This window comes from Actinomadura vinacea (assembly GCF_039532545.1).
GTDB lineage: Bacteria > Actinomycetota > Actinomycetes > Streptosporangiales > Streptosporangiaceae > Spirillospora > Spirillospora vinacea.
The window spans coordinates 144,187-158,868 of sequence record NZ_BAAARW010000011.1 but is presented as its reverse complement, the minus strand read 5'-3'; the positions used below and the strand labels follow the sequence as shown (position 1 = coordinate 158,868).

Annotated in this window: 13 protein-coding genes; 10 read left to right on the top strand and 3 right to left on the bottom strand. The window is 74.4% G+C overall.

Annotation, left to right across the window (positions count from 1 at the left end; all coding sequences use genetic code 11):
• Positions 1 to 54: 54 nt before the first annotated feature.
• The 6 genes from ABD340_RS12450 (at position 55) to ABD340_RS12425 (ending at position 6,440) form a co-directional block, all read left to right on the top strand.
• Complete coding sequence (locus tag ABD340_RS12450; RefSeq protein WP_344588979.1) at positions 55 to 1,236, top strand: PucR family transcriptional regulator; 1,182 nt, start codon at positions 55 to 57, stop codon at positions 1,234 to 1,236.
• 132 nt (positions 1,237 to 1,368) lie between these two features.
• Positions 1,369 to 2,310, top strand: coding sequence for an ACP S-malonyltransferase (locus ABD340_RS12445; protein WP_344588977.1), 942 nt, complete (start codon positions 1,369 to 1,371; stop codon positions 2,308 to 2,310).
• Positions 2,307 to 3,269, top strand: coding sequence for a beta-ketoacyl-ACP synthase III (locus tag ABD340_RS12440; RefSeq protein WP_344588975.1), 963 nt, complete (start codon positions 2,307 to 2,309; stop codon positions 3,267 to 3,269). The genes ABD340_RS12445 and ABD340_RS12440 overlap by 4 nt, the downstream gene beginning before the upstream one ends.
• 70 nt (positions 3,270 to 3,339) lie before the next feature.
• Positions 3,340 to 3,588, top strand: coding sequence for an acyl carrier protein (locus ABD340_RS12435; protein ID WP_344588973.1), 249 nt, complete (start codon positions 3,340 to 3,342; stop codon positions 3,586 to 3,588).
• A 118-nt stretch (positions 3,589 to 3,706) separates the two neighbouring features.
• Positions 3,707 to 4,996: a beta-ketoacyl-[acyl-carrier-protein] synthase family protein gene (locus ABD340_RS12430; protein WP_344589605.1), complete on the top strand. Its 1,290-nt coding sequence runs from the start codon at positions 3,707 to 3,709 to the stop codon at positions 4,994 to 4,996.
• Between the two features lie 10 nt (positions 4,997 to 5,006).
• Positions 5,007 to 6,440, top strand: coding sequence for an acyl-CoA carboxylase subunit beta (locus tag ABD340_RS12425; protein ID WP_344588971.1), 1,434 nt, complete (start codon positions 5,007 to 5,009; stop codon positions 6,438 to 6,440).
• A gap of 70 nt (positions 6,441 to 6,510) precedes the next feature.
• Here ABD340_RS12425 and ABD340_RS12420 read toward each other — a convergent pair whose 3' ends face one another.
• Together ABD340_RS12420 and lnt are read right to left on the bottom strand one after the other, a co-directional pair.
• A complete protein-coding gene (locus ABD340_RS12420) occupies positions 6,511 to 7,005 on the bottom strand; it encodes a DUF3145 domain-containing protein (RefSeq protein ID WP_344588970.1) in 495 nt (164 codons plus the stop codon).
• Between the two features lie 322 nt (positions 7,006 to 7,327).
• Complete coding sequence (gene lnt / locus ABD340_RS12415) at positions 7,328 to 8,785, bottom strand: apolipoprotein N-acyltransferase (RefSeq protein ID WP_344588968.1); 1,458 nt, start codon at positions 8,783 to 8,785, stop codon at positions 7,328 to 7,330.
• A 242-nt stretch (positions 8,786 to 9,027) separates the two neighbouring features.
• On the opposite strand from lnt, the gene ABD340_RS12410 reads away from it, so the two are divergent.
• The 4 genes from ABD340_RS12410 (at position 9,028) to ABD340_RS12395 (ending at position 13,855) form a co-directional block, all read left to right on the top strand.
• Positions 9,028 to 10,197, top strand: coding sequence for a S8 family peptidase (locus ABD340_RS12410; protein WP_344588967.1), 1,170 nt, complete (start codon positions 9,028 to 9,030; stop codon positions 10,195 to 10,197).
• A 72-nt stretch (positions 10,198 to 10,269) separates the two neighbouring features.
• Positions 10,270 to 10,872, top strand: coding sequence for an RNA polymerase sigma factor (locus ABD340_RS12405; RefSeq protein WP_344588966.1), 603 nt, complete (start codon positions 10,270 to 10,272; stop codon positions 10,870 to 10,872).
• Positions 10,869 to 11,312: a hypothetical protein gene (locus ABD340_RS12400; protein ID WP_344588965.1), complete on the top strand. Its 444-nt coding sequence runs from the start codon at positions 10,869 to 10,871 to the stop codon at positions 11,310 to 11,312. Before ABD340_RS12405 ends, ABD340_RS12400 begins: the two co-directional genes overlap by 4 nt.
• Positions 11,309 to 13,855: a CHAT domain-containing protein gene (locus ABD340_RS12395; RefSeq protein WP_344588964.1), complete on the top strand. Its 2,547-nt coding sequence runs from the start codon at positions 11,309 to 11,311 to the stop codon at positions 13,853 to 13,855. The genes ABD340_RS12400 and ABD340_RS12395 overlap by 4 nt, the downstream gene beginning before the upstream one ends.
• On the opposite strand, the gene ABD340_RS12390 is transcribed toward ABD340_RS12395, so the two are convergent.
• Positions 13,852 to 14,682: a sulfurtransferase gene (locus ABD340_RS12390; protein WP_344588963.1), complete on the bottom strand. Its 831-nt coding sequence runs from the start codon at positions 14,680 to 14,682 to the stop codon at positions 13,852 to 13,854. The two genes, ABD340_RS12395 and ABD340_RS12390, sit on opposite strands and share 4 nt — an antisense overlap.

The following is a 14,682-nucleotide window of genomic DNA, read 5'->3' as shown; positions in this document are numbered from 1 at the left end:
CGCCGGACCGGGCACCGGGACGGTCCACGGCCGGGATGGTGGCACCCTGGGAAGGTGGACACCACGAGCGAGGCCGCCATCCGGGAACAGACGACCGAACGCCTCGAGAAGGCGATGGGAACGTTCGGGACGGCCGCGCTGGCCAGCATGGAGGAGCAGCTGCCCTGGTTCCGGCGGATGCCCCCCGACCAGCGCTCCTGGATCGGGCTGGTCGCGCAGGCGGGCATCGCCGCGTTCGTGGAGTGGTTCAAGAGCGCCGAGAAGACCCGTCCCGCGATAGCCGGCGAGGTGTTCGGCACCGCCCCGCGCGAGCTGATGCGCGCCATCAAGCTGCAGCACACCATCGACATGATCCGGGTGATCATCAACGTGGTGGAGACCCGGCTGGACGAGCTGGCCGCGCCCGGCGGCGAGGCCCAGCTGCGCGAGGCCATCCTGCGCTACACCCGGGACGTGGCGTTCGGCGCCGCCCAGGTGTACGCCCGCGCCGCCGAGACCCGCGCCGCCTGGGACGCCCGGCTGGAGGCCCTGGTCGTCAACGCGGTGCTGCGCGGCGAGGTCGACGACGGCATGCACTCCTGGGCCGCGGCGCTGGGCTGGACGTCCAAGCCGGTCACCGTGGTCGCCGGGTACACGCCCGAGGACGAGGAGCCCGAGATCACCATCGACCAGATGCAGCTGGCCGCCCGCCGCGCCCGGGTCGACGTGCTGGCGGGCGTGCAGGGCCGCCGGGTGGTGGTGATCGTCGGCGGGGCCGCCGACCCGCTGGCGGCCGCCCGGCCCATCGCCGCCAAGTGCGGGCCCGGCCCGGTCGTGGTCGGCCCGCAGGTCGAGGACCTGTACGCGTCCACCATCTCGGCGCGGGCCGCGATGGCCGGGCTGCGCGCCGCCGCGGGCTGGCCGGACGCGCCCCGTCCGGTGCTCGCCGCCGAACTCCTTCCCGAGCGGGCCCTGGACGGCGACGAGGCCGCCCGCCGCCACCTGGTGGAGGAGGTCTACAACCCGATGCTCGCCGCGGGCGCCCCGCTGCTGGACACCCTCACCACCTACCTGGAGCAGGGGTCGTCGCTGGAGGCGACCGCGCGGCTGCTGTTCGTCCACCCCAACACCGTCCGCTACCGGCTGCGGCGCGTTTCGGAACTGACCGCGCTGGCGCCCACCGACGGCCGCAACGCCTTCACGCTCCGGATCGCGCTGGTGCTCGGCCGCTTCACCGATCACGCCGCGTACTCCTGAGCACCAGGTGTTCGTGAACACGACCGCGGGGCGTCCCGCGCCGGCCTTGTAGGTCTCTTACAAAGCCCTCCGCGGAAACTTCGTGGTGATCGGCATCGTGAGCGAGGTGCCGTTCCCGGCAGGCTTGAGCCTGTGATTCTCCTCGCATCGCCCGGCCAGGGCGCCCAAACCCCCGGATTTCTACAGCCGTGGCTCGAGGTGCCCGGAGTCGCCGACCGGCTGGCGTGGTGGTCCGCGGTGACCGGGCTCGACCTGGTCCGCTACGGGACGACCGCCGACGCCGAGGAGATCCGCGACACCGCCGTGGCCCAGCCGCTGCTGGTCGCCGCGGCGCTGGCCGCCTTCGAGGCGCTGTACGGCGACGCTCCCGACGCGGGGCCGGGAGCCGTCGCCGGGCACAGCGTCGGGGAGCTGGCGGCCGCCGCCATCGCCGGGGTGCTCAGCCCGGAGGCCGCGCTGGTCCTGGTGCGCGAGCGCGGCCGGGCGATGGCCGAGGCCGCCGCGGTCACCGCGACCGGCATGACGGCCGTGCTCGGCGGCGACGGCGAGGAGGTGCTGAAGGCCATCGACAAGCACGGCCTCACGCCCGCCAACGTCAACGGCGCGGGACAGGTGGTCGCCGCGGGCACCGTCGAGCAGCTCGCCGCGTTCGCCGAGGAGCCCCCGGCCAAGGCCCGGCTCCGACAGTTGTCGGTCGCCGGCGCCTTCCACACCGAGCACATGGCGCCCGCCGTCGACACGCTGCGCCGGCTCGCGCCGGGCGCCCCGGTCGCCGACCCGCGCGCCGCCCTCCTGCAGAACCGCGACGGCGCCGTCGTCGGCTCCGGCCGCGAGTTCCTGGACCGGCTGGTCGAGCAGGTCAGCGCCCCGGTCCGCTGGGACGCGTGCATGGAGACCATGCGCGGGCTCGGGGTCACCGCGATCATCGAGCTGCCGCCCGCGGGCACCCTGGTCGGGCTGGCCAAGCGGGACCTCAAGGGCGTCCCGACGCTCGCCCTGAAGACCCCGGACGACCTGGCCAAGGCCCGGGAGCTCATAGAGCAGGCCGCCGAGCCCGAGGGAGCGATGGCATGAAGCTGCGCATCCCCGAGGCGACCGCGGGCGCCCGCATCCTGTCGTTCGGCGACTACCAGCCGGCCAGGGTCGTCACCAACGACGAGATCGCCGAGAAGGTCGACACCGACGACGAGTGGATCCGCTCCCGGGTCGGCATCGCCGAGCGGCGCATCGCCGGGCCCGAGGAGGGCATCGTCGAGATGGCCGTGCAGGCCGGCGGCAAGGCCGTCGCCGGCAGCGGACTGGCCCCCGAGGACATCGACCTGGTGATCCTGGCCACCTGCTCGGCCGAGTCGCCGATGCCCGGCCACGCCGGCATGGTCGCGGACCGGCTCGGGATCGGCGCGCCCGGCGCGTTCGACCTCAACGCCGCCTGCGCCGGGTTCTGCTACGCGCTGGCCACCGCCGACTCGGCGGTGCGCGGCGGCAGCGCCCGCAACGTGCTGGTGATCGGCGCCGAGAAGATGTCGCAGTGGCTCGACTGGACCGACCGGTCCACCTGCATCATCTTCGCCGACGGCGCCGGCGCCGCGGTCGTCACCGGCAGCGACGAGCCGGGCATCGGCCCGGTGGTGTGGGGCAGCGCCGGCGCCCAGTACGACAAGATCATCATCCCGGACCGGCACTCGTTCATCCAGCAGGAGGGCCAGGCCGTCTTCCGCTGGGCCACCAGCGCGGTCGCGCCGGTCGCGGTGGAGGCGTGCGAGCGCGCCGGGATCCGTCCCGACGAGCTGGCCGCCATCGTCCCGCACCAGGCCAACCTGCGCATCATCGACGCCATCGCCCGCAAGGTGAAGGCCCCCAACGCCGTCGTGGCCGACGACATCGTCCACTCCGGCAACACCTCCGGAGCGTCCATCCCCTTGGCGCTCTCCCGGATGATCGAACGCGGCGACGTCCCGTCCGGCGCACCGGCCTTGCTGGTCGGTTTCGGCGCCGGACTGGCCTACGCTGCCCAGGTCATCCAGATCCCCTAAAGCCACGCCCCGGCGGCGAGGCCCACGACCAGGGCCTGGAACCCGACCCCAAGAAGGAGAAAGCACGAAAATGGCAGTCAGCGAGAAGGAGATCCTGGACGGTCTCGCCGAGATCATCGATGAGATCGTCGGCGTCGACAAGTCCGAGGTGACCCCGGAGAAGAACTTCATCGACGACCTCGACATCGACTCGCTGTCGATGGTGGAGATCGCCGTGGCCGCCCAGGACAAGTTCGACGTGGAGATCCCCGACGACGAGCTGCGCAACCTGAAGACGGTCAAGGACGTCATCAACTTCGTCCAGAACCTGCAGCCGTAAGGCGGCTGGAGCGGCGCGCCGTCGCGCCCCCCGCCCCCCGCATCCCCGGGGGGCGGGCCGGGAGACGGCGCGCCGCGGTCCCATTTCCCCAGTTCGCGAGGAGCACTCACACATGAGCATCAGCCAGACCAACGTCGTCGTCACCGGGCTGGGTGCCACGACCCCTCTCGGCGGCGACTGGCCGTCGACCTGGTCCGCGCTGCTCGCCGGGAAGTCCGGGGTGCGCGCTCTGGACTGGGAGGATGCGGACAAGCTGCCGGTGCGGTTCGCCGCCACGCTCGCGGTGGACCCGTCCGAGATGATGCCCAAGCAGCAGCTGCGAAAGCTCGACCGCAACCAGGCGATCGCGCTGATCGCGGCCCGCGAGGCCTGGCGGGACGCCGGCTTCGCACCGCCCGCCCGGTCGTCCAAGAACGCGGCCGACGAGCCCGCCGACGGTTTCACGATGGACGGCGACCGGCTCGGGGTCGTGGTCTCCAGCGGCATCGGCGGCCTGCACACCGCCCTGGGCAGCTACGACGTCTACAAGGAGAAGGGGTGGACGCGGGTCAGCCCGTTCACCGTCCCGATGCTGATGCCCAACGGCGCCTCCGGGCACGTGGGCATCGAGTTCGGCGCCATGGCCGGCTCGCACGCCCTGGTCAGCGCCTGCGCGTCCAGCGCCGAGGCGGTCGGCTACGCCGTCGACATGATCCGCGCCGGCCGCGCCGACGTGGTGATCTGCGGTGGCACCGAGGCGTGCATCCACCCGCTGCAGCTGGCCTCCTTCGGTGTGATGCGGGCGCTGTCGACCCGCAACGACGAGCCCGAGCGCGCCTCCCGCCCCTACGACAAGAACCGCGACGGGTTCGTCCTCGGCGAGGGCGCCGCGGTCATGATCCTGGAGTCGGAGGAGCACGCCCGCGCCCGCGGCGCCAAGATGTACGGCATCGCCGCCGGCTGCGGCTACTCCGGCGACGCGCACGACATCGTCCAGCCCGAGCCGACCGGCAGCGGCCAGGCCAAGGCGATGCGCCGCGCGATGGCCGACGCGGGGCTGGACCCGGCCGAGATCGCGCACATCAACGCGCACGCGACCTCCACGCCGCAGGGCGACGTCGCCGAGCTCGCCTCCATCAAGAACGCGCTCGGCCCGGAGGCCGCGAGCAAGGTGATCATCACCGGTACCAAGTCGATGACCGGGCACCTGCTCGGCGGCGCCGGCGCGCTGGAGTCGATCATCACGCTGGTGTCGCTGAAGGAGGGCCTGGTCCCGCCCACCGCGAACCTCGAGGACCTCGACGACGAGGTCGATCTGGACATCGTCCGCGGGGAACCCCGCCGGCTTCCGGACGGCCCGCTCGCCGCTCTCAACAACTCGTTCGGGTTCGGCGGCCACAACGTGTCGGTCGCCTTCCGCCGCGTCTAAGGAGCCAGCCGTGACCGTTCTCGACAACCGGGTGCTCGCCCCGGCGGCCGGACCCGGGGAGGCCGATCCCCGGCATCCCCGGGTCCGGCTGTCCGCGCTCTTCGACGAGGGCGCGTTCCGGCCGCTCGGCGAAGAGGACGACGGCTCCGGCACGCTGGCCGGCATCGGGCGGATCGAGGGCCTGCCCGTGGTCGCCTTCGCCTCCGACCCGCGCGTCCAGGGCGGTGCGATGGGCATGGCCGGCTGCGAGGCGATCGTGGCCGCGCACGACCTCGCCGTCCGGGAGCGGCTGCCGATCATCGGGCTGTGGCACTCCGGCGGTGCCCGGCTCGCCGACGGCGTCGAGTCGCTGCACGCCGTCGGGCTGGTGTTCCAGGCGATGACCCGGGCGTCGGGGATCGTGCCGCAGATCTCGGTGGTGCTCGGCGCCGCGGCGGGCGGCGCCGCCTACGGGCCCGCGCTCACCGACATCGTGATCCTGTCGCGGAGCGGCAAGATCTTCGTGACCGGCCCGGACGTGGTCCGCTCGGTCACCGGCGAGGACATCGACATGGCCTCCCTGGGCGGTCCGGAGCCGCACTCCAGGAAGTCCGGCGTCGTGCACGTCGTCGCCGCCGACGACACCGAGGCCATCGTGCAGGGCCGCCGCGTCGCCGTGCTGCTCGGCCACCAGGGCCGGGTCCGCCAGGACGGCGTCGAGGAGCGCGACTTCTCCTCCGTGCTGCCGGCGTCGGCCCGCCGCGCCTACAGCGTCCACCCGCTGGTCAAGGGCATGGTCGACGACGCCGAGCACTACGTCGAGCTGCACCCCAGGTGGGCGCCCAACATCGTCACCGCGCTGGGCCGGCTCGGCGGCCGCACGGTCGGCGTCATCGCCAACAACCCGCTGCGCCTCGGCGGCTGCCTGGACTCCACCTCCGCCGAGAAGGCCGCCCGCTTCGTCCGCATGTGCGATGCGTTCGGGGTGCCGCTGGTGGTGCTGGTGGACGTCCCCGGCTACCTGCCCGGCGTGGGCCAGGAGCACGAGGGCGTGGTCCGCCGCGGCGCCAAGCTGCTGCACGCCTTCGCCGCCGCGACCGTCCCGCGGGTCACGCTGGTGACGCGCAAGGCCTACGGCGGCGCGTACATCGCGATGAACTCCCGTTCGCTCGGCGCGACCAAGGTGTTCGCCTGGCCGACCGCCGAGCTCGCCGTGATGGGCGCCGTCGCCGCGGTCCGCGTGCTGCACCGCCGCCGGCTCGCCGCCGTCCCGGAGGAGGAGCGCCCGGCCCTGGAGGCAGAGCTGGCCGCCGAGCACGAGAAGATCGCCGGCGGTCTCGACCGGGCCCGCGAGCTCGGCGTGGTGGACGAGGTCGTCGACCCGTCCGCGACCCGCTCCGCGATCGCCCGCGCCATCGCCGAGGCCATCCCCGCCCGCGGCACCCACGGCAATATCCCGCTGTGATCGCCCCGGCTTTCCCGACCGACGCGAAGACCTCGGCCTGACCGCACTTCGGCCGAGGTCTTTCGCTTTCTCAGACGGCGGCGTGGAGCCACCGGACGGGGGCGCCGTCGCCGGCCCGCCGGAAGGGCTCCAGCTCGTTGTCCCAGGGCGTGCCCAGCAGGCGGTCCAGCTCGTGCTCGAGAGAGGTCTTGCCGACCGCGGCGTTGGCCATGACGGCGCGCAGCCGGTCCTCGGGGACCATGATGTCGCCGCTGGCACCGATCACGCCCGTGAAGACGCCCAGCGACGGCGTGAAGCTGTAGCGCACCCCGTCGCAACCGGTGGTGGCGTCCTCGGTGACCTCGAAGCGCAGGAGCTTCCAGTTGCGCAGCGCGGAGGTGATCCCGGCGGCGGTACCGGGCTTGCCCTCCCAATGCAGCTCGGCGCGCAGCGTCCCCGGTGCGGCCGCCTGATCGGCCCACTCAAGGGACACGGGCACGCCTAGAACACCTGCGGCGGCCCATTCGATATGCGGGCTCAGCGCAGGTGGCGCGGAGTGGACGTAGAAAACGCCACGTGCGGTCACCGGACCTCCTGGATCTGTACTGAGGCTCGTCTTCCCCTACGGCCTCTCAGATCCCAGAACGGCTTCCGCGTCCCTCATTCTGCATCATCGGCACGGGTCGCACCACCACACGACCGCTGTTTGCCGAGACCTTGACCACAGGACGTGCCCCGTCCATCACGAGGACGGTACGCCGAAAAGCCTCCCGCCGTGCGCGGAAGCGGCGGACGGGAACCGTCCGGCCCGGCCTGGAAATGCGACGACCCCGCTCGCGCCGTCTCGCGGGAACCCCCGGTCCGCGGACGCGCCGAGCGGTGGTCAGGTGGCCGTCGCGACGAAGACGCTACGGCCGGTGCCGTCCCGGCCGCGAGGGACCGCGGTCCCGCCCGGGCCGGGCGCGGGCGGCGGCCGCGAGGGCGGTGCCCGCCGCGACGGCCAGGGCCAGGAGGGCGACGTAATCGCCGAGACGATCGTACGGCGTCCGGTATCCCGGCGCGGGCGTCCTCAGCGTGACGACGGCGGCGCCGCGGCGGTCGGTGTCGAGCCGGCCGAGCCGGCGGCCCTGGGCGTCGAAGGCCACGGAAACGCCGGTGAGCGCGGCCTGGACGGCGGGCCGCCCGGTCTCCGCGGCGCGCACGGCGGCCAGCGACGCGTGCTGGGACGGCGCCCAGCTGTCCTGGAAGGTCGAGGTCGCGGACTGGTAGACGAGCACTTGCGCGCCGCGCCGCGTGACCTCCCGTCCGAGATCGGGGAACGCGGACTCGAAGCAGATCAGCGGCCCGATGGCGACGCCGCCGGGGGACGGGGACATGACCACGTTCCCCGTGCCCGGCACCCGGTCCTCGCCCGCCGCTCGGCTGATGTCGGCCAGCCAGCCGAACGCGGAGCGGAAGGGGATGTACTCGCCGAACGGGACCAGCCGGGTCTTCACGTAGCGCTCACGGCTGCCGTCCGGGCGCAGCAGGATCGCGCTCTTGGAGATGCGTCCGCGGGCGTCCCGCGCGTCTTCGTTCACCAGGATCGGGGTCGTGGCGGCGAGCGCGTTCAGGCGGGCGGCGACGCCGGTGTCGCTTGCGACGTCGTAGCCGACGCTGCTCTCCCCCCAAACTATGAGGTCGACGCGCGGGAGTCCTCTGGTGATGCGTTCGCCTTCGGTCAGACGGGCTGCGGGGTTGTGCACGACCCCCGGCTGCACGAGCGCCACCCGGAACGTACGCTCGGCAGGGGGTGCGCTACGAACGGCGTGCACGACGGGCGCCACGAGCATCAGCGCTAGGGCGAGCCCCAGCGGCACTAGGCGGCGCCGGGGCGTCATCAGGGCGACGGCGATAGCGGTGTTGACGGCCACCAGGACGAACGAAATCAGCCACACGCCGCCCAACGCCGCCAAACTCAGAACGGCCGGGTGTGCCCATTGGCTCGCCCCGAGCAACGCCCACGGCCCGCCGAGTCGGGGCCATGACCGCGCGAACTCGATGACGACCCAAATACACGGCAGGACGGCTATAGCCGCAAAGGGGTTCAGCCATCGGGCGGCGGCTCCCCAACCCGTCCACATCGCACCGAAGACGAAGGCGACGAGAAGCAGTCCCGGACCGATGTTGGGAATCGTCCAGTAAAGCGCGGCGAGCAGATATCCCGTACCGAACCACCAGCCCCGTTTGGCCGCCGTCCCGACCGCGGGGGCCGACCGCATCAGCAGGAGGCCGGGCACCAGTACGAACCAGGCCAGCCAGGACAGGCCCGGCCTGGGGAAGGTGAGCACCGGCAGCGCCCCGGCCCCGAGGCATGCGGCGCGCATCCACCAGCCATCGGACGGCACGGGTTCTGCACGCGCCTGAGAGGACGCCTGAGCGGATGTCCGGGCGGACTTCCGGGAGGGCGTCCGCGTGCGAGGGCCGGGCAGACCGTCCGACCGCCGGAACCTCTCGCGTCCGATCACTCCTCCAGTAACGCACATTTTCCCAAAAGGCCGTCGGCGGGCGACATGAGCGGGCACCATGGGTCAGCGAGCGGTCACACAACGTGAAGAGCGAGGGGTTGATGTTCGATCAGGAAGCCCGGCTGGAGCGCCTGCTGGCCCGCCATCCCGACGCCGTCGTGGTCGAGACCGCGCCCGGGCGGCCCGCGCTGATCCGGCGCGACCAGCTGCTGGTCGCCGATCACGACGCCGCCGCCGCGCACGACCTGGTGCGCCGCTGGCACGATTCCAGCCGCGTCGAGCACGGGGTCGCCAGCCTGCGGCTGCGCGCCCCCGCCAGGGTCGACGTGTGCGAGCTGGCGGCGCGGCTCGGCGGGGACGGGCGGCACCGGCGGCTGAGCGTCGCGCCCAACCATCTGGTGTACGGGCAGCCCATGTGGTGGAGCGGTCCGGCCGAACCGCCCCGTCCCGCCGAGCCGGTGCCCGCACCCGAGGCCGCGGCCGCGCGCCGGGAGGTCACGGTGGCGGTCCTCGACACCGGGCTGTCGCCGCACCCCTGGTACGAGGACGCCGACTGGTTCGCCGAGCAGCCCGCCGAGGACGCCGAGGTCCTCGACGCCGACCTCGACTTCGAACTCGACGCGCAGGCCGGGCACGGCACGTTCATCGCCGGGGTGGTGCTGCGGTACGCGCCGTCCGCGCGGCTGCGCGCGCACCGGGTCATCGGCGGCGACGGCGTCGGCGACGAGCTGGAGGTCATCCGGGCGCTGGGCCGGCTGGCGGCGTGGGGCCGGGCCGACGTCGTCAACCTCTCGATCGGCTGCCACACCTTCGACGACCGGCCGTCCCCGCTGCTGGCCCGGGCGGTCGCGGCGCTCGGGCGCCGCACCGTCGTGGTCGCCTGCGCCGGGAACTCCGCGGGCGACCGCCCGTTCTGGCCGGCCGCCCTCAAGCCGGTGGTCGCGGTGGCCGCGCTGGACGCGGGCGGCGACGACCGCGCCTGGTTCTCCAACTACGGCTGGTGGGTGGACGCGTGCGCGCCGGGCGTCGACATCGCCAGCAGCTATGTCCGCTTCGACGGGCCGCGTCCCGGGCCGGGCGGCGTCGATCCCGACGCGTTCGAGGGCTACGCCACCTGGAGCGGCACGTCGTTCGCGGCCCCCGCCGTGGCGGGACGCATCGCGGGCCTGGCCGCCGCGGAGGGCGTCGGCGCGGTCGACGCGGCCGACCGGCTGCTCGACCCCGCCTCCGGCCGCACCCTGCCCGACCTGGGGGTCGTCGTCGGCGCCTGACCCGCGGCCCGTCCCGCTCCCCGCCCCCGACCGCTTCCACCCGCAAGAGACGAGACCACCGCACGAGGCGCTGTGACCGGACACGACGACACCACCACGACGACGCGCGCCGCGGACGCCGCACACCAGCGCGACGGCGCCCGCGGCCAGGAGGACGTGGCCGCGCTGATGGCCCGCGCACGGGGCGGCGACGGCGCGGCCTGGGCCGGGCTCGTCGAGAGGTACAGCGGGCTGCTGTGGTCGATCGCGCGCTCGTACGGCCTCGGCACGGCCGACGCCGGCGACGTGGTGCAGACGACGTGGCTGCGGCTGGTGGAACGGATCGACCGGATCGAGCAGCCGGGCGCCGTCGGGCGCTGGCTGGTGGTCACCGCGCGCCGGGAGAGCCTGCGCGCGGCCCGGCACGCCTCGGCGCGCGGTGACCTGGTGGCCGACTCGGCGGTGCCCGCGCCCGCGCACACGGCGCCGGAGGAGCTGGCCCTGGCGCGGGAGCGGGTGGCGCAGGTCGCCACGGCGCTCCAGGCGCTGCCGCGGCGCTGCCAGGTGCTGCTGCGGCTGTTCGCCGTCGCGCCGAGCTACGCGGAGCTGGCGGCGGCGCTGGAGATGCCGGTCGGGAGCATCGGGCCGACCCGTGCCCGCTGCCTCGAGAGCCTGGTGCGGAGGCTGGCGTCGTGAGCGATGAGCTGCTGGCCCGGGTGCGGGCGACGTTCCAGGCGCTCGATCCGGTCCCCGGCGAGGTGATGGCCGCGGCGCGCTCCGCGCTGGCGTGGCGGGTACCCGGTGCGGCGCTGGCCGAGCCGGTGGAGGACCGCCCGGCCGGCGCGGGCTCGGTGCGGGGCGGGGCCACGCGCTCGCTCACGTTCGCCGCGCCGGGCCTGGCGATCGAGCTGGAGATCGCCGGGTCCGGGCGGGTGCGGGAGATCGCCGGACGGCTGGCCCCGCCGGTGCCCGCCCGGGTGCGGGTGCGGCATCTGGCGCTGGTCCCCGAGCAGCCGTCGACGTGCGCCGACCGGGCGGGGCACTTCGTGCTCCCCGAACTGCCCGAGGGGCTGGTCAGCATCGTGTTCCTGCTGCCGGACGGAAGGTCCGTGGTGACCAGCTGGATCCGCCTGTGACCAGCCCCGAGCTAGAGGCGGAGACTCTGCTGGGGCTCGTCATGTCCGACCCGGCCTCATGCCATGCGCGCGCTCGTTCCTTCCTGGCCCGTACGGAGGACGGCAGGGCCGCCGTCATCGCGTTGCGGGCGGCGGGGCTGGCCGCCAAGGAGCTGGGCCTTCTGGACGAAGGCATCGATCTGCTCAAGGAGGCCCTGGAACGGGCACAAGGCTATGACGCGGCCCTGGTACGGATGAATCTCGTCGGCCTTCTGACCGCATGCGGGGATTTCCAAGGCGCCCTGGCCGAGGGGGCCCGTGCGGAGGATGTCCTTGAGGGTGCCGACGCGGACCGTCTGGCGGCCAACATCGCCTGTGCACTGGCACGTGTGGGACGCCTACCCGAGGCCGACGCGGTCACCTCGCAAGCGCTCCCCCGCCTCCGCCGACAACAAGACCCTGCGGCCCTGACGGGACTGCTCACCAACCTCGGCCTTGCCCGCGCCCTACAGGGAGAACTCGACACCGCCGAAACGGCTCTGCGCGAAGCCGTCGCCGTGGGAGAGGCCGCGGGGCTGTGCCACCTCGCCGCGATGGCGCAGGGCAACCTCGCCTTCGTCGCGTCCCGGCGCGGCGACGTTCCACGGGCGCTCCGCCTCTTCGCGTCCGCCGAGCCTGGCCTGACTCCCGAACGGGCCGCGCAGTGCCGGTTCGACGTCGCCGAGACGCTCATCCGGGCGGGCCTGCCCGGAGAGGCCCGCCCGCTTCTGGAGGCCACGCTCGCCAACGTGACGGCGAACGGCTACAGGTGCGACATCGCCGACGGGCTCCTGCTGCTGGGACATGCCGAGCTGGCCGACGGCGATCCGGAGCGGGCGGCCGAGACCGCCGAACGGGCCCGCGCCGCGTTCGCCGAGCACGAGCGCACCGGCTGGATGCTGCTGGCCGAGCACCTCCTCCTCCGCGCGCGCTGGGCCGCCGGCGACCGTTCGGCCGTCTTCCTGCGTTCGGCGGTCGCGACCGCCGACCGGCTGCGTGACAAGGGCTGGGCGGAGACCTCGGCGGAGGCCCGCGTCATCGCCGCCCGCATCGCCCTCGCCCTCGGCCGCCCCGCCGGGCACCTGCTGGAACCGATCGCCCGGGCGCGCGACCGCGGGCCCGCCGCGCTCCGCGCCGCCGCCTGGCACGCCACCGCGCTCGACCGGTCCGCACGCCACGACCACGATGGCGCCCGCGCCGCGATCCGGGCGGGGCTGCGGGTCGTCGAGGAGCACGCCGAGGTGTTCGGGGCGCTCGAACTGCGCGCCCGGGCCGCCGGGCTGGGCGCCGAGCTGGCGGGGCTGGCCCTGCACGCGGCGCGGTCGCCGCGCGAGCTGCTGTCGGCCGAGGAACGGCGCCGCGCCCTCGCCCGTCCCGCCTCGCTGCGTCCACCGCGGGACCCGGCCCGCGCCGCGGCGCTGTCGGAGCTGCGCGCCCTCAGCGCCCGGCACGCCGCCGCCCTGGCGCACGACCAGGCGCCCGACACCGCCCTCACCGACCGCCTGGCGCGGCTGGAGACCTCGGTCCAGGCCCGCATCCGCCGCCGCTCGGGCGGCGGCCCGGCCGGGCGGCCCGACATCGGACGGCTGACCGCGGCCTTGGGGCAGCGCGCTCTGGTGGAGCTGATCCAGGTCGGGGACGGCTTGCATGCCGTGACCGTCCACGAGGGCCGGTTCCGGCGCCACCGCCTCGGCGCGTATGAGAAGGCGGTCCGGGAGTCCCGGTTGGCGCGTTTCGCTCTGCGGCGGCTCGTCGAACGCGGCGACGGCGACCGGCAGAGCCGCAACGGCCTCGCCCAGGCCGCCCGGCGCCTGGACGACCTTCTCCTGGGGCCGCTCAAGGAGGAGCTATCCCGCGCCACCGAGATCGTCCTGGCCCCTACAGGACCGCTGCACGGCCTCCCCTGGGCGACGCTCCCCTCGCTGCGCGGCCGCCCGTACACGCTCGTCCCATCGGCGGCGGCGTGGTTGCAAGCGCGCGCGGCGTGCACCGAGCGCCGAACAGGCCACGTCGTACTCGCCTCAGGCCCCGACCTAGACCATGCAGACGAAGAGGTGCGGACGCTCCGGCAGCTCTACCCGGAGTCGCTCACCTACACCGGTGCGTCCGCCGAAGCAGAGGCCGTACGGGACGCGCTGGACGGCGCCGACCTCGCCCACATCGCCGCGCACGGCGAGTTCCGCGACGGCAACGTCCTCTTCTCCAGCCTGCGCCTGGCCGACGGCCCCCTGATGCTCTGCGACCTGGAGGAGCTGGACGTGCCGCCGCGCGTGGTCGTGCTGTCGGCCTGCGACCTCGGCCGCGCCGGGGGCCACGACGCGGTGATCGGCATGGTCGGCGTCCTCCTGGCGCTCGGCACCGCCACCGTGATCGCCAGCGTGACCCCCGTGCGCGACGCGGACGCCCCGCCGTTCATGGCCGCCGTCCACGCCGCCCTGGCCGCCGGGCGGAGCCCTGCCGGCGCCGTGGCCGCCGTCCCCCGCCCCCTGGGCGTGGCAGGCGTCAACTGCTACGGCGCCGGCTAGGCGTCGCCGGTGGCCACCGGGTTGGCGGGGTCGGTGATCCAGTCGGACCAGGAGCCGACGTAGAGGGCGGCCGGGATGCCCGCGAGGGTCAGGGCGAGGATCTCGTGGGCGGCGGTCACTCCGGAGCCGCAGTAGGCGCCGACGTCGACGGCGTCGGTGGCGCCGAGCCCGGCGAAGCGCTCCCGGAGCAGGGCGGGCGGCAGGAACCGGCCGTCGACGCCGACGTTGCCCAGGGTCGGGGCGCTTCTGGCGCCGGGGATGTGCCCGGCGACCGGGTCGACGGGCTCGGTCTCGCCGCGGAAGCGTTCGGCCGCGCGGGCGTCGAGGAGGGCGCCGGCCTCGGCGAGGGCCGCGGCGCCTCCGGCGTCCAGCACGGGGAGCCGGCCGGGACGGGAGATGAAGTCGCCCGGCTTGACGGCGGGCTCCTCCTCGGTCACGGGGCGGCCTGCCTCGTTCCAGGCGCGGAAGCCGCCGTCCAGCACGCGGACGCGGTCGTGGCCGAAGTGGCGCAGCGTCCACCACAGGCGCGCCGCCGCGGTGGAGTCGGCGTCGTCGTACACCACCACGAGCCGGTCACCGGTCACGCCGGCGCGTCTCATGGCGGCCTCGAAGTCGGCGGGCGCGGGCAGCGGGTGGCGCCCGCCCTCGCCCGGCGGGCCCGCCACGTCGCGGTCGAGGTCGACGAAGACCGCCCCGGGAAGGTGTCCCCGCCGGTAGGAGTCGATCCCCGGCGGGCCGGACAGGTGCCATCGGACGTCAAGGAGGACGGGCGGGGGGTCCCGCCGGATCAGCCGGGCCAGCGCGGGAACGTCGATGAGAGGCTGCAC